The organism is Acinetobacter tibetensis (assembly GCF_023824315.1).
GTDB classification, from domain to species: domain Bacteria; phylum Pseudomonadota; class Gammaproteobacteria; order Pseudomonadales; family Moraxellaceae; genus Acinetobacter; species Acinetobacter tibetensis.
This window is the reverse complement of sequence record NZ_CP098732.1, coordinates 2,847,235-2,866,416: the sequence shown is the minus strand read 5'-3', so window position 1 is coordinate 2,866,416 and position 19,182 is coordinate 2,847,235. Positions and strand designations below refer to the sequence as shown.

At 40.4% G+C, this 19,182-nt stretch carries 18 protein-coding genes; 6 read left to right on the top strand and 12 right to left on the bottom strand.

What is annotated here, in order from left to right; genetic code table 11:
- Positions 1-147: 147 nt before the first annotated feature.
- From tatC to tatA, 3 genes are read right to left on the bottom strand one after another with little or no spacing between them, the layout of a single operon-like run.
- Positions 148-924, bottom strand: coding sequence for a twin-arginine translocase subunit TatC (tatC, locus tag M5E07_RS13785; RefSeq protein ID WP_252223844.1), 777 nt, complete (start codon positions 922-924; stop codon positions 148-150).
- Positions 925-926: 2 nt separating this feature from the next.
- Positions 927-1,391, bottom strand: a complete 465-nt coding sequence (gene tatB / locus M5E07_RS13780) for a Sec-independent protein translocase protein TatB (protein WP_252220071.1) — start codon at positions 1,389-1,391, stop codon at positions 927-929.
- An 18-nt stretch (positions 1,392-1,409) separates the two neighbouring features.
- The gene (gene tatA, locus M5E07_RS13775) at positions 1,410-1,628 is read right to left on the bottom strand and encodes a Sec-independent protein translocase subunit TatA (RefSeq protein WP_252220068.1); all 219 of its coding nucleotides are present in this window, start codon (positions 1,626-1,628) and stop codon (positions 1,410-1,412) included.
- 150 nt (positions 1,629-1,778) lie between these two features.
- Between tatA and M5E07_RS13770 the strand changes: the two genes are divergently transcribed.
- On the top strand, positions 1,779-2,657 hold the full coding sequence (locus M5E07_RS13770) for an AEC family transporter (protein WP_252220065.1): 879 nt from the start codon (positions 1,779-1,781) through the stop codon (positions 2,655-2,657).
- A 43-nt stretch (positions 2,658-2,700) separates the two neighbouring features.
- Here M5E07_RS13770 and rdgB read toward each other — a convergent pair whose 3' ends face one another.
- Positions 2,701-3,327, bottom strand: coding sequence for an RdgB/HAM1 family non-canonical purine NTP pyrophosphatase (gene rdgB, locus M5E07_RS13765; RefSeq protein WP_116758627.1), 627 nt, complete (start codon positions 3,325-3,327; stop codon positions 2,701-2,703).
- A 122-nt stretch (positions 3,328-3,449) separates the two neighbouring features.
- Between rdgB and M5E07_RS13760 the strand changes: the two genes are divergently transcribed.
- Entirely contained in the window at positions 3,450-3,890 is a 441-nt protein-coding gene (locus M5E07_RS13760) for a GNAT family N-acetyltransferase (protein ID WP_350464045.1), read from the top strand.
- 43 nt (positions 3,891-3,933) lie between these two features.
- On the opposite strand, the gene M5E07_RS13755 is transcribed toward M5E07_RS13760, so the two are convergent.
- The 7 genes from M5E07_RS13755 to M5E07_RS13725 all read right to left on the bottom strand — a co-directional run bounded on the left by M5E07_RS13755 (position 3,934) and on the right by M5E07_RS13725 (position 13,958).
- Complete coding sequence (locus M5E07_RS13755) at positions 3,934-4,521, bottom strand: tetratricopeptide repeat protein (protein WP_252220062.1); 588 nt, start codon at positions 4,519-4,521, stop codon at positions 3,934-3,936.
- Positions 4,518-5,111, bottom strand: coding sequence for a methionine biosynthesis protein MetW (gene metW, locus M5E07_RS13750; protein ID WP_116758625.1), 594 nt, complete (start codon positions 5,109-5,111; stop codon positions 4,518-4,520). Before metW ends, M5E07_RS13755 begins: the two co-directional genes overlap by 4 nt.
- On the bottom strand, positions 5,111-6,271 hold the full coding sequence (metX, locus tag M5E07_RS13745; protein WP_252220059.1) for a homoserine O-succinyltransferase MetX: 1,161 nt from the start codon (positions 6,269-6,271) through the stop codon (positions 5,111-5,113). Before metX ends, metW begins: the two co-directional genes overlap by 1 nt.
- Positions 6,272-6,372: 101 nt before the next feature.
- Positions 6,373-8,070 (bottom strand): 2-isopropylmalate synthase, encoded by a 1,698-nt coding sequence (gene leuA / locus M5E07_RS13740; protein ID WP_116758623.1) that lies wholly within the window; start codon positions 8,068-8,070, stop codon positions 6,373-6,375.
- 438 nt (positions 8,071-8,508) lie between these two features.
- Positions 8,509-9,192, bottom strand: a complete 684-nt coding sequence (locus M5E07_RS13735; RefSeq protein WP_252220056.1) for a Fe2+-dependent dioxygenase — start codon at positions 9,190-9,192, stop codon at positions 8,509-8,511.
- A gap of 102 nt (positions 9,193-9,294) precedes the next feature.
- Positions 9,295-11,595, bottom strand: a complete 2,301-nt coding sequence (locus tag M5E07_RS13730) for a TonB-dependent receptor (protein ID WP_252220053.1) — start codon at positions 11,593-11,595, stop codon at positions 9,295-9,297.
- Positions 11,596-11,810: 215 nt separating this feature from the next.
- The gene (locus M5E07_RS13725) at positions 11,811-13,958 is read right to left on the bottom strand and encodes a TonB-dependent receptor domain-containing protein (protein WP_252220050.1); all 2,148 of its coding nucleotides are present in this window, start codon (positions 13,956-13,958) and stop codon (positions 11,811-11,813) included.
- Positions 13,959-14,225: 267 nt separating this feature from the next.
- On the opposite strand from M5E07_RS13725, the gene tig reads away from it, so the two are divergent.
- The 4 genes from tig (at position 14,226) to M5E07_RS13705 (ending at position 18,573) form a co-directional block, all read left to right on the top strand.
- The gene (tig, locus tag M5E07_RS13720) at positions 14,226-15,557 is read left to right on the top strand and encodes a trigger factor (RefSeq protein WP_116758620.1); all 1,332 of its coding nucleotides are present in this window, start codon (positions 14,226-14,228) and stop codon (positions 15,555-15,557) included.
- A 190-nt stretch (positions 15,558-15,747) separates the two neighbouring features.
- Positions 15,748-16,353 (top strand): ATP-dependent Clp endopeptidase proteolytic subunit ClpP, encoded by a 606-nt coding sequence (clpP, locus tag M5E07_RS13715; protein WP_016168229.1) that lies wholly within the window; start codon positions 15,748-15,750, stop codon positions 16,351-16,353.
- A 28-nt stretch (positions 16,354-16,381) separates the two neighbouring features.
- Complete coding sequence (gene clpX / locus M5E07_RS13710; RefSeq protein ID WP_116758619.1) at positions 16,382-17,692, top strand: ATP-dependent protease ATP-binding subunit ClpX; 1,311 nt, start codon at positions 16,382-16,384, stop codon at positions 17,690-17,692.
- Positions 17,693-17,859: 167 nt separating this feature from the next.
- Complete coding sequence (locus M5E07_RS13705; protein ID WP_116758618.1) at positions 17,860-18,573, top strand: DUF2846 domain-containing protein; 714 nt, start codon at positions 17,860-17,862, stop codon at positions 18,571-18,573.
- 5 nt (positions 18,574-18,578) lie between these two features.
- On the opposite strand, the gene M5E07_RS13700 is transcribed toward M5E07_RS13705, so the two are convergent.
- On the bottom strand, positions 18,579-19,127 hold the full coding sequence (locus M5E07_RS13700; protein WP_252220047.1) for a DUF2059 domain-containing protein: 549 nt from the start codon (positions 19,125-19,127) through the stop codon (positions 18,579-18,581).
- Positions 19,128-19,182 lie beyond the last annotated feature (55 nt).

The following is a 19,182-nucleotide window of genomic DNA, read 5'->3' as shown; positions in this document are numbered from 1 at the left end:
TAATTCATCAATAAGTTATAAAGTTGTCATTAACTTAGGGAATTAATGTGACAAGATTTTTACCAAATAGTGAAAATCTGGTGAAAAAATGAAGTCATTTTGATGAAAAAAAGCAGACCGAAGTCTGCTGAGTTAAAGCGATTTCCTTTATGCAATACTTCTTTTCTTTTCAATGAGTTTGCCAAAAAATAAGCCCAGCTCGAACAGGATCCACATGGGAACTGCAAGCATAATCATGGATAAGGCATCGGGTGGTGTGACGAACATGGAAACAAAGAAACATCCAACCACAATAAAACGCCGTTTTTCCACCAACTGCTGTGTGGATACCAAGCCAATCAAAATCAGCAACAAGGTAATCACAGGAATTTCAAAAGTCAGACCGAAGACCAGAAACAGTTTTAGGCAAAATGTGAGATAGCTATTAATGTCGGTCATGGGTGCAACCGTTTCAGGTGTCACACTCATAAAGAAATGCAAGATTGAGGGCAAAGCCACATAATAGGCAAACGCAATCCCTGCATAGAATAAACCAATGCTACCGACCAATAAGGGCAGTGCGAGCGTTTTTTCTTTTTCATACAGCGCAGGTTTAATAAAGGCCCAGATTTGATAAAAAATAAACGGCATGGCCAGCATCAGCGCCACAAAAAAGTTCAGCTTAAAGGGGGCCATAAAGGTTGCCGTGACATCTGTCGCAATCATGGACGATGAAATGGGTAACTGCGCGCGCAATGGCTCGGACATGAGCTGATAGGTATGATTGGCAAAAGGCAGTAGGCAAAAAAATAGCACAAGCAATAAACCAACAACTTTGAACAAATGCTGTCTTAATGAAACCAGATGTTTGGTGATCGGCATTTCTTCTAGTGGTGCTTGTTCTTGCTGTAATGAACTTGGCAAGTGACTGGATTCTATAGGCATATTCATACCGCCACCTTTAATTCAGGTAATTGCTCGAGACAATCCACTACAGCAGTCCCCATTTTATTCGTACAAGGCATGACCGAAGGCAATGGATGTCGATACAGCATTGAATATTTTTGCTGTGTGAGTGGAATATAAGTCAAAAATAAATTTTTATTTTCAGTAACGCTGTTTTGCTGTTGTTGTTCGATTGCGCTATGACCTTGTTGTTGTAATTCCTGCATCTGAGCCTGCATTTTAAGCTCAAGTTCTTGAATTCGTTTCATCTCATTTTGCATTTGTTCACGTAACTCAGACATGCGTAATTCGCGGTCTATGTCATTTTGAACATTGCTGATCATGCGTTTGAACTTGCCGTACCATTTACCTGCAAAACGTGCCGCTTCAGGCAGTTTGTCTGGCCCCAACACCAATAATGCAATGATGCCGAAGGTCAACAGTTCAGTCATTCCAATATTGAGCATTTGGTAAATACCTGTGGCTTATGATCGTGTCGACGTTTTAACTTCCGCGGTACTTTGATGTTCTAAAGTACGTGGTTCATTGAGTGTGGAGGTTGTCTCATCTTCTTTAACTGACTTTTTAAAGTCTTTGATGGCACCGCCGACATCTTTACCTAAGTTTTTCAGTTTAGACGTACCAAATAGTAAGATCACGACAATTGCAAAAATCAGCACATGCCAAATCGATAAACCTGCCATTTTGTTTTCCTCTTTTATATTTAGCCATATCTCAACAGTTCAACATGACAGGCGTGTGACGATAGGATTGCAATTTCAAGACAGTGGATTTTCTGGAAAAAAATCCGATGGGTGTTATGATATTTGGGTGAAATTTCAAGGAATATCGGTGTGGCTTTGCTGTTGCCATTATTGGCATTTTTAACAGGATTACTTCTTGCCACAACACCAGTTGCTACGCAATTAAAAACGATACTATCTAGTTTATTGGCGCGGTGTTTTATCCCTATCGTGATTATTTACAACATGGTGTTTTATCAGGCAGGTAGCCTTAGTCTGATGTTGTTTAGCTTTGGCGTCGCTGTTCTATTGTTTTATTTTTTCCTCTATGTTTCAAAGAATAAGTTGAATGCCTTGTGTTTTAGTTATGTCAATATGGCATGGTTAGGCTTTCCTTTTGCCATTGCGCTATTCGGCACTGAAATCAGTCCTGCCATGGTGGCATTGTATGTCGGTGGTTCTATTTTTGGTAACCTTTGGGCAGTCACTGCTGTGAGTGATACACCTCAGCCACTCAGTATGATTCTAAAAAAAGTCGTGTATTCACCCCCAATCGTTGCTTTAAGTTTGGCTGCATTGTTTTGGTTGTTGGGTATACAGCATTGGCTACAACAGCATGGTATTGATTGGATATATGCTGCTGCAAAGTTGGGCATGAGCTTTTCAGGCATGTGTGTGTTGGGTATGTGGCTCAGGCACACCAAAGTCCATGCAGCGGATTTATGGCAAAGTACGCAAACCGCAGCCTTGAAATTACTTTGTGGTTTAGTGTTATGTGGGTTGGCGTATCGCTTTTTGCCTATACCACATATTGAACAATCGATTGGGGTCATGTTCTTATTATTTTGTTTGCCACCTGCGGCAAATATTGTGGCTTTGGAAACGCATTATCAGGGTACAGGAACCTCAGCAAAATATATCGCTTCGGGGACAATTGTCAGTTGTGTTGTGGTCAGTCTGTATGGCGTGTTATTGCATTTGTTTATCTAAAAAGACGCTTGCTCCCTCCCTAAAGAGAGAGCAGAAAACTCTGTTACTTTTCTAAACTGTGTTTAAAGCGCTGCATGGCTTGACCACGATGGCTGATTTTATTTTTTTCTTCTTTGCTCATTTCAGCACTAGAAATGCCCAGTTCAGGTAACCAGAATAATGGGTCGTAGCCAAAACCATTTTCACCACGTGCTGCTTCCAACACTTCACCTTTCCAAATGCCTTGGAAAATTTGTGGAAGTGGATCTTCAGCATGTTGTACCAGTGCCAATACGCAAACGAACATGCCTTCAATGGTTTCACCATCTTTACGCAGTGGTTTTAATTTTTCTAACAGCTTTTGGTTGTTGGCAGCATCATCGCCATGTTCACCCGCAAATCGTGCTGAATAAATGCCAGGTGCGCCATCTAAAACAGGGACACAAATACCTGAGTCATCGGCAATCGCGGGTTTTCCTGAAATACGACTGGCATGACGGGCTTTAATGATGGCATTTTCAACAAAGCTTAATCCGTCTTCCACGGCGTCTTCAATATTCAGTTGACCTTGCGGCACAACGTTGACTGGGAGTTGAAGTTCGGCAAAAAGTTTCTCAAATTCAGCAATTTTACCTTTGTTGTTACTGGCAAGCACTAATGTGCCTTGAGATAACCATGCATTTGCAGACATTGTATTGGTGCTCATAAATTGAAAATAAAGGTCTATATTTTAGCTGAATTAGATTGTATAAAAGCAGCATAATCCATGAAGATTAAAACCAATAGCTGACTTTGAATAAGAACAAGAGATAAATGAATATGATCCGCCCAGCCACCCATGCAGATTTAGAACAAATTGAGAGATTAATTCAGCCTTATATTGCTGACTTTGCCATAAGCCGTGAAGGTGAAGAAAAATTTTCTTCAGCCACCATTTTAAAATTATTAAACACCCAACAAGTTCATTATTATGTCTATGAACAGAATGAAGTAATTTTAGGCATCATTGCTTATAAAGAACCCGCCCATCTCGTACATTTTTTTGTAGATATTGCTGTACAGAAGCAGGGGATTGGTCGAAAGCTGTGGAATTATGTTATTGCTGAACTACAGGAAAATATTACCGTAATAAGCGTAAATTCAAGTTGTTATGCGCAGCCTATTTATCAAAAATTTGGCTTTGAGGCTATATCTGAGGTGATTGAAGCGCATGGTTTAAGGTTTGTGATGATGCAAAAAAACACAACTGCCTAAAATAAAAAAGCACCCGAAGGTGCTATTTAGAATCCGTGCAATCTTATTGCGCTTGAATCCATTTGTCTGCACGGTCACGTGCTAAACGAATCTGGTCTTGGGTCAGGTTTGCTGCCAAAGCAGTCTTTTTACCTTCAGACATGGTAATGACTTTATTGTCGAGCATGCCATCACGGGTTGAAAGTTCATACCACTGGTAAGCACCAATGTAGTTTTTCTTTTGCTCTTCCATCATGGCAAGGTTAAAGCTGGCACGGTTGTCGCCATGGCTGGCTGCCTTTTCAAAGTATTGACGAGCCAAAGTTTCACTCTTGGCAACCCCAACACCATCGGCATACATGCGACCCACATTTAACTGCGCAGGGGATAAGCCCTGATCAGCCGCAGCTTTAAACCAAGCAAAAGCTTGACGGTCATCTTGCTTGACGTCTTTACCTGTTTGGTATTTGGCACCTAAGTAAAACTGTGCGGCAGGTTGTCCCGCTTTTGCAGCTTTGATTAAGTTACCAATATCCATGGTTGAATATTGGGCAGCTTGACTAGAAATGGAAGCAGATGGCGAAACATATTCAGCATGAGACTGAATGCTAAAAAGTCCAAAAACTAGTGTGCTTAATAATAATTTTTTCATAGCGCGCTCACTCGATAAATTGCGACTTCACCAAACAGATTTGGGATATGTTTGCTTAGTAAACTACCTTGCTGGTCCCCATTCACGGCGAGTCGATTAATTATTCGGATGTTGTTTTCTGCACAAAGTGCTTCAAAATCTCGAAAAGTACATAAGTGGATATTTGGAGTATTATACCACATATACGGTAATGCTTCTGAAACAGGCATCATTCCTTTTAAAGCCAAGAAAGAACGAGTCTTCCAATGTGCAAAGTTTGGAAAAGTAATAATCGCCTGTTTCCCCACACGCACCATATCACGTAATAATACGTCAGGCGCATCTACAGCTTGCAAAGCTTGTGCCATGACCACATAGTCAAAAGACTGGTCGGCAAAGCGGCTTAAACCTAAATTTAAGTCCTGCTGAATAATATTTAACCCTCGGCTGATCGCAATTGCAATCTTTTCCTGATCAATTTCTAAGCCATATGCACGAATATTGTGCTGTTTGCTCATGTGAGCTAACAATTCGCCATCACCACAGCCCAAATCGAGGACTTTAGAGTTGGGGTTAATCCATGCTTCAGCGAGTTGATGATCGATACGCATTACACAGCCTCCTTAGCGGTAGATTTAAGCTGTTCTTCACCACCTAAAAATGCACGTAATGATTTTACATAAAGCGGAATTGGGAATAAGAACGAATCATGGCCTTGTTCAGCATCAATATCAAGGTAGCTCACAGGTTTATGATTGCTAATGAGTGCATCCACAATTTCTTGTGAGCGTTCAGGGGTAAAGCGCCAGTCCGTGGTAAACGACACCACCAAGAATTGACATTGGGTCTGAGACATCGCTTGGGTCAATGAATGTTCATATTCGCGCGACGGATCAAAATAGTCCAGTGCCTTGGTCATAATTAAATAGGTATTGGCATCAAAGTTTCGGCTGAACTGTTCACCTTGATAACGCAAATAACTTTCGACTTGGAACTCGACATCAAAGCCATACATAAATTTGCCTGACTTTAAGTCACGACCAAATTTTTGTTTCATGGCTTCTTCAGACAGGTAGGTAATATGACCGACCATACGGGCTAAAATTAGACCACGTTTCGGATAGCTGTCATGTTCTAAATAACGACCTTGATGAAAGTCGGGGTCAGACAAAATCGACTGACGTGCCACTTCGTTAAAGGCAATATTCTGTGCAGATAACTTTGGTGCGCTGGCAATGATCACACATTTCTGTAAACGCTCAGGATAATCAACCGACCACTGTAAAGCCTGCATGCCTCCCAAAGAGCCGCCGATTACCGCATACCAAGTCTGAATGCCTAAGCGATCAGACAGCATCGCTTGCGTTTTTACCCAGTCACGTACTGTCACTAAAGGAAAGTCTGGCCCATAAGGACGATTGTCATTTTCAGGATTTGGTGAGGTTGGACCTGTCGAACCACTACAGCCGCCAATGTTATTTAGGGCAATGACAAAGAACTTAGAGGTATCAATTGCTTTTCCAGGGCCAATACATGCATCCCACCAACCTGCTTTTTTATCATCTTCATGATGATAACCAGCAGCATGATGATGTCCCGATAAAGCGTGACAAATGAGAATGGCATTCGAGTGATCTGCGTTGAGCGTGCCGTAGGTTTCAACCATCATTTCGAAACGTGGTAAAACACGACCACATTCTAGTTCTAACGGCTCTTCGAATTGGAACTTTTGTGGGGTTACGAGACCCACTGAGTCAGCTGGAAAAGACACAGAAATACTTCGCCTTATATTTTTTAGAACAATAAACAAAAGGATACCACTTGAGGGTATCCTTCTAAAGTCATTTTAGTGCTAATTATTATTGCTAATACTTATACCGCAGCAGCAATCACTTGTTCAGTGCTAAGTACACCTTGTTCAATTAAGCGGTTGGTACATGCAAGGATTGCTTCGATAGAGGCGGTCACAATATTGTCATGAACACCCGCACCAAAGGCAGATTTACCCGTACCTTTCACTTGAATTTCAATTAATGCCAAGGCTTTGGCATGTGCGCCTGAGCTAATGCTGCGCTCTTCATAGTTCAAGACATCAATAGGTAATTGAAGCGCATTTAACATCGCAGAAATTGGACCGTTGCCCTCACCCCGTAAATGCTGGATTTCACCATCAAGTTCGATATCTAATTCAATCACTTGGTTGCCATTGTCGTCAGACAAGCGGTAATTTTTCGCTGAATAATGGGCATCTTTTGTACTGACATACTTGTCTTTAAACAAGCCCCAGATTTGTTGTGCTGAAACTTCAACACCTTCATCATCGGCAACTTGTTGTACCACTTGTGAGAATTCAATTTGTAAACGACGTGGCAATACCACGTTGTAGTTTGCTTCTAACAAGTACGCGATACCACCTTTACCCGATTGTGAATTGACACGAATCACAGCATCGTAGTCACGACCTAAATCTTTCGGATCGATGGGTAAGTAAGGCATGTCCCAGATTTCTTCATTTTTCTGGTATTCAAAGCCTTTTTTAATCGCATCTTGGTGTGAGCCAGAGAATGCAGTGAAGACCAAGTCACCTGCATAAGGATGACGAGGATGTACAGGTAAACCTGTGCATTCTTCAACCGTCGCAATCACTTCATTAATGTTAGAGAAGTCTAAGTTCGGTGCTACACCTTGGGTATACATGTTCAAGGCAATCGCAGCAACGTCCACGTTACCTGTACGCTCACCGTTACCAAACACACAACCTTCTACACGGTCAGCACCTGCCATAATGGCTAATTCAGAAGCAGCGATACCACAGCCACGGTCATTGTGACAGTGAACTGAAATGATCACGCCATCACGACGTTGAATATTACGGTGCATCCATTCGATTTGGTCTGCATAGACATTTGGAGTTGATACTTCCACTGTTGCAGGTAAGTTCAAAATGACTTTTTGTTCTGGGCGTGCATCCCAGATTTCAGTCACAGCATCACAGACATCTTTCGCAACTTCTAATTCCGTTGCAGAGAAACATTCTGGGCTATATTGGAAAACCCATTCAGTTTCAGGTTGCTTGGCTGCATATTCTTTGACTTTTTCTGCTGCATTGATGGCTAATTGTTTTGCCCCTGCAACATCGACATTTAATACTTTTTGACGAAATGTCGGAGAGTTTGAATTGTAGATATGCACAATTGCGCGTTTTGCACCTTGTAATGATTCAAAAGTACGTTGAATCAAGTGGTCACGTGCTTGGACTAAAACTTCAATATAGACGTCATCAGGAATATGACCTTCTTCAATCAATTTACGCGTGAAGTCAAAGTCAATTTGAGATGCAGAAGGGAAGCCGATTTCAATATGTTTAAAACCAATTTTGACCAACATTTGGAACATTTTAAACTTTTGTTCCATATCCATCGGTTCAAAAATTGCTTGGTTACCGTCACGAAGGTCGGTACTCATCCAAATTGGAGCTTGGGTAATTTCTTTGTTTGGCCATTGACGGTCAGGCAAGTCTACACGCTGGTACATGCGACGATATTTTTTACTTGGATCAGCCAACATCATGAGGAACTCCTTGTGCAGCATGGGTTGCTTGGTCTTGTGAAATCTGCAACTTGCTACCAATATATGGTGTTTATTTAAAAATATTTAAAGGGAAAAGTAGAAATAATTGCCAAACAGGCAAAATTTTTATACGCGCGCGTGGCGCAGCATCAGGAGATTCATTTGAGGTTGAGCGTGAGTCGGAAAAGCAAAAATATCATTCGTTTTCATCATGTAACCATCAAGATCAATAGGGTGGTTTTACTTGTGCAAGCATTCGCATAGCGTTAAATGCAGTCTAGGCGAAAATTGCATGCAGTGCAAAAAGTTCATAATTTATTCTAGTTGGATTGTAAGGGAAATGTTTTTCTAATTTTGCAGTATTATTTAAATATTAGAAAAAATTTCCCAAGATAGATTTATTTTTTGAAAAATATGATAACAAAGTGTGCTAAATACTTATAATTCCGACCACATTCGTATCAAGTTGTGATAAATGTTGGTCAGTTTCATTACTTCAGGATAAGCATCATCATGATCCTTACGTAATTGACGAATACTTTCATCAAGATTGAAGAGTAGATGTCGTTTCTGGTCATCACGAATTAAACTTTGTACCCAGAAGAATGAAGCAAAACGTGTACCGCGAGTAATGCTACTGACTTCATGTAAGCTAGTTGCTGGGTAGAGTACGACATCGCCAGCGGGTAACTTCACTTCATGATAACCATAGGTGTCTTCAATCACCAAATCACCACCATCGTATTCTTCGGGCTCACTTAAAAATAATGTACAAGATAAATCTGTACGCATTTGCTGTGAAGTTCCACGAATCAGGCGAATCGAGTTATCAACATGAAAACCAAAACTTTCATGTTCATCATAACGGTTAAACAGTGGTGGAATAATTTGATGCGGCAATGCAGCGGCTTGAAAAACTGGATTTTTCCAAATGGCTTGAATCACCAACTCACTCAAGTGATGGGTGAGGGGATCATTTTCCGAAAGTTGTTGATTTTGTTTGACTGAGGCAGAAAGGGTACCTGCTGTTACTTTCCCACCGACCCAATTTGCTGTTGCCATTAATTGGCGAAATTCAGAGACTTGTTCTTTGGATAAAACATTTGGAATGTGATGAATCACAGCCTATATCCTTCTAAATAAATGGTGATAAAATAGCCTCTGGGCAGAGGCTATTTTATCTTAACTTAAACAAATCCCATAATTAATTTATGGGATTTTGTCTTAGTATTTAAAGTTAATTGCCAATACGGCATTGCGACCATTGCCTTCAAATGCGTAGTGAGCTGCGTGAGCACTTGTGAAATAGCGCTTATCAGAAATATTATTCACATTGAGCTGTACATTCACATTGCGGTTGACATCATATTTAGCCATCGCGTTGTAAATGGTATAGGTTGGCAAGTATTTTGGTACAGTTGTGTTTACATAAACTTGATCACGATATTCGGCACCTGCACCCAAAGTTAACTTTGGCATAACACGATAAGTTGACCATAAAGTTGCACTGTTTTTCGCAACGAATGGCAGTGGCTTACCTTCTTGAGCAATTGCATTGTATGCCGCTTTTGTAATTTCACTGTCTAAGTAGCTATAGCCAGTTGAAACTTCCCATTTATTGGTAATTTTACCGTTTAAGCTCACTTCAAAACCATCAACACGGCTTTCACCTGCATTGGCAGAAGTGGTTGAATCAATTTGAATACGTGTATTTTGCTTTTCAGTACGGAAAATTGCAGCCGTTAGGTTCGCACGATTATTAAATAGGTCCCATTTGGTTCCAATTTCAAAAGTACGTGCTTCTTCTGGCTTGAGGGCATTGATGATATCCGTCGTACCTAAGGCGTTATCACTGCTATCACCTTCGGCGAGAACACCAACAGGGTTTGCAGAGGTTGCGAAACTGGTATAAATGCTGCCATTTTCAGTTGGCTTGTACACTAAACCAGCTTGATAAGTGAAAAAGTCTGAATCACTTTCATATTTTGTCCCTTTAGGAATAGAGACTTCAGAAGTATAAGCACCATCTTTGGTTTTATAGACATCTTGATTATATTTCTTTTCAGTTTCAAATTTATCCCAACGGATACCTAAGTTAAGCAACCATTGTGGGTTAAATTCGATGCTATCTAAAGCATACACTGACATCGTTTGACTACGCGTTGTAGACTGACCTTTAATACTGCCAATCGTATCGGTAAATGAACCGTTACTTGGGTTGTTTAAGCCAGTACACCAACCATTAAGTGCTGCAGCGCTTGCATCACATGAGTTGATATTTGAAGTTAAGATGGTAGAAGTCGTTTGACCTGCTGCATTAGTAAAGGTATGCATACCTTGATCCGTTTCTTGCAGGCTCCATTCAGTTCCGACATTAAACGAGTGATTTAATGCACCAGTATTGAATTTACCGCGTAATGACAATTGGTCACTATAAGCATCGCTCTCTAAAATACGACTTAAAGCACGGCGTGCAACAGTACCACGGTAGATGTTTCCTTTAGAGTCATCTGCATTGGTATAGATATAATCAGATTTAGATTTGTTATATGTAGCAATGTTCGCTAATGTCAGATTTTCATTGAAATCGTGTTCAAGCTTAAACGTACCAATTTGGTTTTCGCGTTTGTCAAAGTCACGTGCTTTCCAGCCATAATAAGTTCCAGCTTTGACGCTTACAGGTTTACCGTCGCCAGGAGTAACAGTTACACCAGGAGGAGGTGTTGTTGGCTTTGCATTATTGAATGGAATACCCGCATCTGGTTCATCATTGCTACGCAAATAATAATAACCAACAGAGCCACGTGTGTCAGAGCCTAGACCAAAGGCGAGGCTAGTTGCGATACCAGCACGTGCAAATTCGGCTCCATCACTTTGTCCAGCTTTTTCATTTTCGTGCCCCATCACAATGACACGGCCAGCCATACCATTACCAAAGTCTTTGTTGGCATCTAATTGAATGTGTTTATAGTTGTCGGTACCACCTTGAACGCTGCCTTGATAAGTGTCGCCTTCATGAGCAACTTTAGGAATCAGGTTAATGCTTCCGCCAACGCTACCACCACCACCAAGGGCAGAAGAAGAGCCCTTAATAACTTCAACTTGTTCGATGGCAAACATATCGCGGCTTTGTGAAGTGGTATTACGAACACCATCAACATAAATAGAAGATTGACCGCTATAACCACGGATATAAGGCATATCTGTAAATGGTGTACCGCCTTCACCCGCACCTAAAGTAATGCCTGGTTCATAACGTAATGCTTCTAACAGCGTATTCGAGTTGGTTTCTTTCAGTAATTTTTGTGAAAGGACAGAAACAGATTTAGGCGTATCTTTTAGTGGCGCGACAAATTTAGCATTTGCAGATTGATCAACTTTTAAAGATTCTTCTTGAGTTGCTTCCGTGCGAATGGTTGGCAATTGGGCAGTTTCTTCTTGTGCAATAGCCGTGGTTGCAACAACTGATAATGATGAGGCAATTGCTGCCGACACTAATTTTTTACGCGTTTTAATAAATGACATTTCTGAACTCACAAAGAGTAGTAAAAATTCTTATGCGAATAATAATAATTCTTATTTATTTTACCAATTATAAATGATTGGAATTGTCGATAAAGGCTTGTAAAGAAAATGTAAAAATTAATGAGATTGTGTAACAATTTGTATGTAAGTATATGATTTATTATATAAATAGAAAAACCCTGCTAGAGCAGGGTTTTTTATTGGGATTTTGAATTTTAGAAATCGTAAGAAATAGATAACCAGTAGTTACGCCCAGAGATATAGGTTCCAGACATAGCAGACCCTATCGAAAGGTATTTATATGCTTGTTGTACATCACCATTTAGGTCGTAATAGTCCATATATTCGGTAAAGTCTTTATCTAACAAATTATTTACAGCAGCATTAATACGCACTTGATCATTGAGCTGATAACTACTACCCAAGTTAAATAAGTTATAGCCAGAGAACTCATTATCGGTTTGCTTTTGAATATTCAGCGCATCACCTGTTTGGCTTTCTAAGTAGCGGGGACGACCAGACTGATATTCATGTTGTAACCATAGATCAAATACATCATTGATATGCCATGTCGATGTGAGGTTGAATAAATGTTTAGCTGTAGACTCGAGTGCATAACCTTTGTTTTCGCCTTTGGTAATCTCAGATTCGGTAAAGGTATAGGCAGCTTTAATATCCCACTCGGGAATGATTTGATATTTTAATGAGGTTTCGAGGCCATAAATTTCTGCTTCATCTGCATTAAAGCTCTTGGAATAAGATGTTACACCGTTGCCCAAACCCGAACAGTCGCTGATGCTGCAATTAAATTCTTTAGATATGGTTTTATCTTTAACAACATTGAAAAATGCAGTGGTATTAAAATCGAATCGATCCGAAGGCTGATAATTTAAGCCTACTTCATAATTAACCGAGGTTTCAGGTTTTAAATCGGGATTGCCTAGAACAGGAGTGGTTCCTTGCCCACTAAAATTGATTATTCCATTGTGTAAAGCTTTAGCCGAAGGGGCTTTATAACCCGTACTCACACCACCTTTAAGGGTTAAAGCATCTGTTGTATTCCAGACCAGATAGGCACGTGGACTAAAATGTCCACCAAAACCTGAATGGTCTTCATAGCGTCCACCAAAGGTGAAATGCAGATTATCCATCAGGTTCCACTCATCTTCTGCATAGAATGAGTAAGAGTCCTTCTCAAACTCAGCTCCTAGACCTGCAATATCATCCACACTTTCAGCTTTTTTATATTCTGTACCTAAGGTCAATTTGTGATTTCTGAGAGTTGTAATGATATGACTATCCGCAACCAAATCCGTATTCTCTAGTGTACGATCACGACCTGCGTAAGCATTATTCGGGAAGGTATTGGTCGGAATCGTACGCCCAATCGTTTCCGTTTTGGTTTGGCTGATATAGGTGTTCCATGTCCCGAAGTCATAATTACCATCATGACCAAGTGAATATTGTTCGCGGTTAAACTTTAGCTCATCTTTATAGCCACGTGCGCGCGTAAAAGTATCTTGTGTGCCTAGGCGGTTATCTGCATTGCTATAAGTCTGATTTGAATGGAAGGCATCGACCCAAAGCGAATTTTGGTCATTCAGACTCAGATTTAATTTACCGCCAACATCATAGTTATCCGCTTCACTCGGACGAGGATCACGTGAAGTCGAGCCAGCAACGATACGTTCAGAGCTTTGACGATCTAAATAGCTGCCACGAAGTTGCAGTCCAAGGCGATTTTGAATAAGTGGACCATTAAGTAGGAAACTGGTTTTCCATGAGTCGGCTTCTGCTTTATGTTCCATCAAATTGCCACTTACTGTGACATTACCATTCCATTCATTACTGATTTTTTTGGTAATAATGTTAATGACACCACCCATCGCTTCAGAGCCGTAACGCGTTGCCATGGGACCGCGAATCACTTCAATACGTTCAATAGCAGAGAGCGGTGGAAGGAAGCTGTTTGAAGTTTCACCAAAACCGTTTGGCGTAACATCTGAGGAGGTTGTTTGGCGACGTCCATCAATCAAAATCAGGCTGTAATCATTCCCCAAACCACGCATTTTAATGTTTAAGCCCGCGGTTTTACCTACACCCGAGCGAATATCAATTCCCGGTACATCGGCCAGGAGGTCTGCAATACTTGTTGCATTTTTCTTTTCAATATCCTCTTTGGTGACCACGCTGATACTGGCAGGCGCATTTTTAATATCTTGTTCAAACCCCGCTGCGGAAACCACAATGGTTGAAAGTTGATGCGTCGAAGAGGAGCTTTCGGAGCTGCTTTCCGCAAAAGCATAACTGGTGGATAAACCCAGTATTGCAAGACTGAGTGGGCGAAGGTTGAACTTACTCATAAATAGAATTCCATAGTTGGACGAGATAAATAACTGAAAATAAATATAAATGTGATATTTTTTCACATAATAATGATAAGGCTTATCATTTGCAATAAAAGCCATTTTAAAATAAGAAAATGATCGGAAATTTAGAGAATTAACCAAAAGACAAAAAGAAATTAGATAAAATCTTGTAGTTTAAACATCCAGTTTTGTATATCTTTGAATGTTGTCATATAATGTGGCACTTTTTATAAACTGTAATTACTAAATTTCGAGGAAGCCATGCAAGTAACTTCTGAAGCGGTTTCGGGCGTTGCCCGTCGTTTAAATGTATCTGTACCGACGAGCCGTGTGAACGAGCAATTTGAAGCACGTTTAAAACGCACTGCTAAAACTGTAAAGATTAACGGCTTCCGTCAAGGTAAAGTGCCATTAAACGTAGTTCGCCGTGAATATGGCGCGGGTATTTACCAAGAAGTGGTAAATGACGTTATCCGTGACACAGTATTTGAAGCAATTCAACAAGAAAAGATCAATGCTGTTGGCATGCCAAACATTGATAAAGTGGAAAACAAAGACGACGCGCTTGTATACGAAGCGACTGTTGAAGTTTATCCAGAAGTTGACGTTAAATTTGAAGGTTTAGAAGTTGAGCGTAAAGCGTCTACAGTTGAAGACAAAGACGTTGATCAAATGATCGAAAACCTTCAGAAGCAACGCGCTTCTTGGGCTGAAACCAAAGGCATGGCGAAAAAAGACATGCAAGTCACTTTCGACTTTGAAGGTACTGTTGATGGTGAGAAGTTTGAAGGCGGTGCTGCTGAAGACTTTAAACTGGTATTAGGTTCTGGTCGTATGATCCCTGGCTTCGAAGACGGTATCGTTGGTATGAAGAAAGGCGAAGAGAAAGTTATTGATGTAACTTTCCCTGAAGACTACCAAGCTGAAAACCTTGCTGGTAAAGCAGCGCAATTCAAAATCACAGTGAAGCTTGTTGAAAAACAAAAACTTCCTGAAGTTGATGCTGAATTCCTTAAAATCTTCGGTCTAACTGAAGAAGAAGGCGTTGAAAAATTAAAAGCTGACGTGCGTAAAAACATGGAACGCGAAGTGAAAAATGGTTTGCGTAACCAAGTAAAAGGCGCGACTTTTGATGCGCTTGTTGCTGCAAACGAAGTTGAACTTCCTGCTGCAATGGTTGCTCAAGAAGTTGACCGTCAACGTCAACAAATGATCCAACAATTCACGCAACAGTTTGGTGCTCAAGGTGCAAAAGCATTTGACAGCAGCATGCTTCCAGACGAATTGTTCAAAGAACAAGCTGAAAAATCTGTAAAACTTGGCGTATTGGTAAGCAAAGTATTAGCTGATGCTAAACTTGAAGTTGACCAAGCTCGCGTTGAAGCTTACATCGAAGACATGGCTTCTTCTTACGAAGATCCAACTGAAGTCATCGAATACTTCAAAAATGACAAACAACAACGTTCACAAATCGAAGCTGTTGTATTAGAAGATCAAGTTGTAGATCACATTTTAGCAGCTGCGAAAGTAACTGATAAAGCAGTGAGCTATGAAGAGTTGTTGAAAGAGCAACAAGCTCGTCAACAAGGCTAATTTAGCTTGAATTAAAAAAGGCGCTTTGAGCGCCTTTTTTTATCTCAACAGATCTCGGCTTGTCCCATATTCACAAAGCTTATGCAAAAAATATCTGTTATTTAATGGGGAATATTTTGCAATTTCGGTCATTATCCCTCATATTGTGGATATGGGTTAAGTCACAAAAAATCTAGGAATAAATAAACGTATGTATGTTCCAACTATTGAAAACGCGTTAGTCCCAGTTGTAGTTGAGCAATCGTCTCGTGGTGAACGTTCATTTGATATTTTTTCGCGCCTTTTGCGTGAACGCGTTATTTTTTTAACGGGTGAAGTGGAAGACAACATGGCCAATTTAATTGTGGCACAGATGTTGTTTTTAGAAGCAGAGAACCCAGATAAAGATATTCACTTATATATTAATTCACCAGGCGGTTCGGTAACAGCAGGTATGGCAATTTACGATACCATGCAGTTTATCAAGCCAGATGTTGTGACTTACTGTATGGGTCAAGCTGCATCAATGGGTGCATTCTTATTGAATGCAGGTGCGAAAGGGAAACGTTACTGTTTAGAAAATGCGCGTGTTATGATTCACCAACCACTCGGTGGTTTCCGTGGACAAGCATCGGATATTGAAATCCATGCACGTGAGATTCTTTTCATTAAAGAGCGTTTAAACCGTTTGATGGCAGAGCATAGTGGTCAAGACTATGAAACTGTGGCAAGAGATACAGACCGTGACAACTTTATGACTGCACAGGCAGCAAAAGAATACGGTCTTGTGGATGAAGTGCTTAGCAAACGTCCATAAGTTTTAAGATTTTAGTATTGGAGTAAATATGTCCGAACATCCTCAAGGACAAAAGCATTGTTCATTTTGCGGTAAAACGCAGTCTGAAGTCGGGAAACTGATTGCAGGTGAGGACGCATACATCTGTAATGAGTGTGTGGACGTATGCTTAGACTTAGTGCAAACCAGCCAACAGGTCGAATCTGGTGACTGGGCTGCGAAGCCTTTGCCGAAACCTCAAGAAATTCGTGCTGCATTAGACCAATATGTCATTGGTCAAGATATTGCCAAGAAAACGCTTTCTGTTGCAGTTTATAATCACTATAAACGTCTTAAAGCGACACATAGTGGGCATAAGCACGATGATGCAGTTGAGATTGCGAAAAGTAATATCTTGTTGGTTGGACCAACAGGTTCAGGTAAAACCTTACTTGCTCAAACCTTAGCGCGTTTGCTTGATGTCCCATTTGCTATGGCAGATGCAACGACTTTGACCGAAGCGGGTTACGTCGGTGAAGATGTTGAAAACATCGTGCAAAAGTTATTGCAAAAAGCAGATTACGATGTAGAAAAGGCACAAAAAGGCATTATCTATATTGATGAGATTGATAAAATCACACGTAAATCTGAAAACCCATCGATCACGCGTGATGTCTCGGGTGAAGGTGTGCAACAAGCTTTGCTGAAAATGATTGAAGGTACGGTTGCTTCGATTCCACCGCAAGGCGGTCGTAAACATCCGCAGCAAGAATTCATTCAAATTGATACTTCGAATATCTTATTTATCTGTGGTGGTGCATTCTCTGGTCTAGAGAAAATTGTGCAGCAGCGTCAAGAGAAAGGCGGTATTGGTTTTACCGCAGATGTGAAGAAAAAAGATGAAAGCAAACAGCTTTCAGATTTGTTCCGTCAAGTTGAAGCAACAGATTTAGTGAAGTTCGGCTTAATCCCTGAATTCATTGGCCGTTTACCCGTTATTGCAACATTGGATGAACTGGATGAAGAAGCATTAATGCAAATTCTGACAGAACCAAAGAATGCATTAACACGTCAGTATCAGCATTTGTTCGATATGGAACATGTTGACCTTGTGTTTGAAGATTCGGCATTACGAGCAGTCGCAAAAAAAGCGCTTGAACGTAATACGGGTGCACGTGGTCTGCGTTCAATTTTGGAAAATGCCTTACTTGAAGTGATGTATGACTTACCAAGCCGTACAGACGTGGGTACTGTTGTGGTGAATGAAGCCGTGATTAATGGTACTGCTAAACCTGAATTACTGCCTGAACGTCAACCGAAGACAGCGACTGAAGATGCAAACAAAGTTGATTTAAAAGTGATTAACTCAAAATCTGCTTAATTTGTTATTCGTCTGAAACGTGCGGAAATTTATGATTTCCGCACGTTTTTTATTTGCAAGCCAAAAACTGAATGTTACTCTTGGGCAAAGGCGAGGATGCCTAGAAAATGGAATATATCCAAGATCTACTCTAATAAATAAAAGAAAATACGTGGTGAGGGAAAATCATGCGTTCGCTTTATCTTATGTTATGTAGCAGTTTATTTTTATTTGGATGCCATAAGCAGGTAGTTTTGGAACAACCTGAATTAAGCTCTACGCTGCACCCTGTGGATACCAGTCAAGCCCCTGGAATTGTTGAGCAGTACCGATTTGGGATGACTTCGGTGGGTAGTTGGGTCAATCAAAAATTAGGTCAACGTTACCATCCTGTGCAGGCGCAACATGATCAGGCTGCTGTGGTTTATCTCTATCGTCCAGACAGTCGTTGGAATCGTCAAGAAATTGTGGCTTCCAGTCTTTTTATCAATAAACAGCACATTCCCAGTTTGTTGAATAATCATTATTATTGGTTGGAGCTTCCTGCAGGAACTTATCGTTTATCGAGTAGTCGACCTTTAGGTATTCAGCATTTTCAAAAACCAAAATATTTGGATTTCACTGTTGAAGCTGGTAAGAGCTATTACGTGAAATATGATGAAGAAAATTTGAGTACACGTAAGGAAGTCTCAGGTCCCTTAATTTTGGTGCCTAACTCGATTGGGCAAAATGAAATCGCATTTACCCAACTGAAATCTGCAAGTTATAACTTTGTCGCACAAGACCAGCAAACAGGTGAGTTACGTCATAAAGCACAAAAAATTAAAGCAGCAAAATATGACGCTCAATCTGATGTGCAACTTACACAACCCTTTAAAATTTGGGATATTCGTACGTGGTAATCAGCTTATTTGCTCTTTTTTGACTGTTTGAATAATGGCTCAAGTGTTTTTGCCACTTGCTGATTGATTTCGTCTTGCGTTGCAGGATCTTGCATCATTTGAGCCGACATCTCGATACTGTTACGCATGATTTCGCTCATCATTTTACTACTTTTTTTGTTAATCGATTGTCCAATGGGTGTTTCAAGGAACTGAATATTGGCAAGTACTTCTTCTTCAGTAAAGGTCTGCATATAAACATCTTTCAGCATTTGCATAAATTTTGGATCAGAAATCAATTTGTTGCTAAAAGATGCAGTGATATCGGCAATTTGCTGTGCTGCTTTTTGTTGTTCTGTATTCAGTGTGGTTGTTTTAAACATATTTTTGAGCATTTCTTCTGCTTGTTGTTCATAAACAGGACGCATTTCTTTTTGAGATTGAGCCAAAGTCCCTTTAATGTCACCAAGTAGTAGGGCTTTTTCGACAGATGCTTCAGTTGCAGGTTTTGCGAAAGTGCTGAAACTGAGTGTGCAAAGTGTGAGTGTTGTCAGGATATGGCTTAATTTTTTCATGATATTTAGAATGAACGATAGTTTTAGAAAGAGAAATTTTGGGCAAAAAAATACC

What these genes read in the sequence shown, in the direction of transcription:
- tatC (WP_252223844.1), bottom strand. Translation starts at nt 924, where the DNA reads ATGCCTATAGAATCCAGTCACTTGCCAAGTTCATTACAGCAAGAACAA.
- leuA (WP_116758623.1), bottom strand. Translation starts at nt 8,070, where the DNA reads ATGATGTTGGCTGATCCAAGTAAAAAATATCGTCGCATGTACCAGCGT.
- metW (WP_116758625.1), bottom strand. Translation starts at nt 5,111, where the DNA reads ATGCGTATCGATCATCAACTCGCTGAAGCATGGATTAACCCCAACTCT.
- M5E07_RS13755 (WP_252220062.1), bottom strand. Translation starts at nt 4,521, where the DNA reads ATGAAAAAATTATTATTAAGCACACTAGTTTTTGGACTTTTTAGCATT.
- tatB (WP_252220071.1), bottom strand. Translation starts at nt 1,391, where the DNA reads ATGCTCAATATTGGAATGACTGAACTGTTGACCTTCGGCATCATTGCA.
- tig (WP_116758620.1), top strand. Translation starts at nt 14,226, where the DNA reads ATGCAAGTAACTTCTGAAGCGGTTTCGGGCGTTGCCCGTCGTTTAAAT.
- clpX (WP_116758619.1), top strand. Translation starts at nt 16,382, where the DNA reads ATGTCCGAACATCCTCAAGGACAAAAGCATTGTTCATTTTGCGGTAAA.
- M5E07_RS13725 (WP_252220050.1), bottom strand. Translation starts at nt 13,958, where the DNA reads ATGAGTAAGTTCAACCTTCGCCCACTCAGTCTTGCAATACTGGGTTTA.
- tatA (WP_252220068.1), bottom strand. Translation starts at nt 1,628, where the DNA reads ATGGCAGGTTTATCGATTTGGCATGTGCTGATTTTTGCAATTGTCGTG.
- clpP (WP_016168229.1), top strand. Translation starts at nt 15,748, where the DNA reads ATGTATGTTCCAACTATTGAAAACGCGTTAGTCCCAGTTGTAGTTGAG.
- rdgB (WP_116758627.1), bottom strand. Translation starts at nt 3,327, where the DNA reads ATGTCTGCAAATGCATGGTTATCTCAAGGCACATTAGTGCTTGCCAGT.
- M5E07_RS13705 (WP_116758618.1), top strand. Translation starts at nt 17,860, where the DNA reads ATGCGTTCGCTTTATCTTATGTTATGTAGCAGTTTATTTTTATTTGGA.
- M5E07_RS13700 (WP_252220047.1), bottom strand. Translation starts at nt 19,127, where the DNA reads ATGAAAAAATTAAGCCATATCCTGACAACACTCACACTTTGCACACTC.
- M5E07_RS13760 (WP_350464045.1), top strand. Translation starts at nt 3,450, where the DNA reads ATGAATATGATCCGCCCAGCCACCCATGCAGATTTAGAACAAATTGAG.
- M5E07_RS13730 (WP_252220053.1), bottom strand. Translation starts at nt 11,595, where the DNA reads ATGTCATTTATTAAAACGCGTAAAAAATTAGTGTCGGCAGCAATTGCC.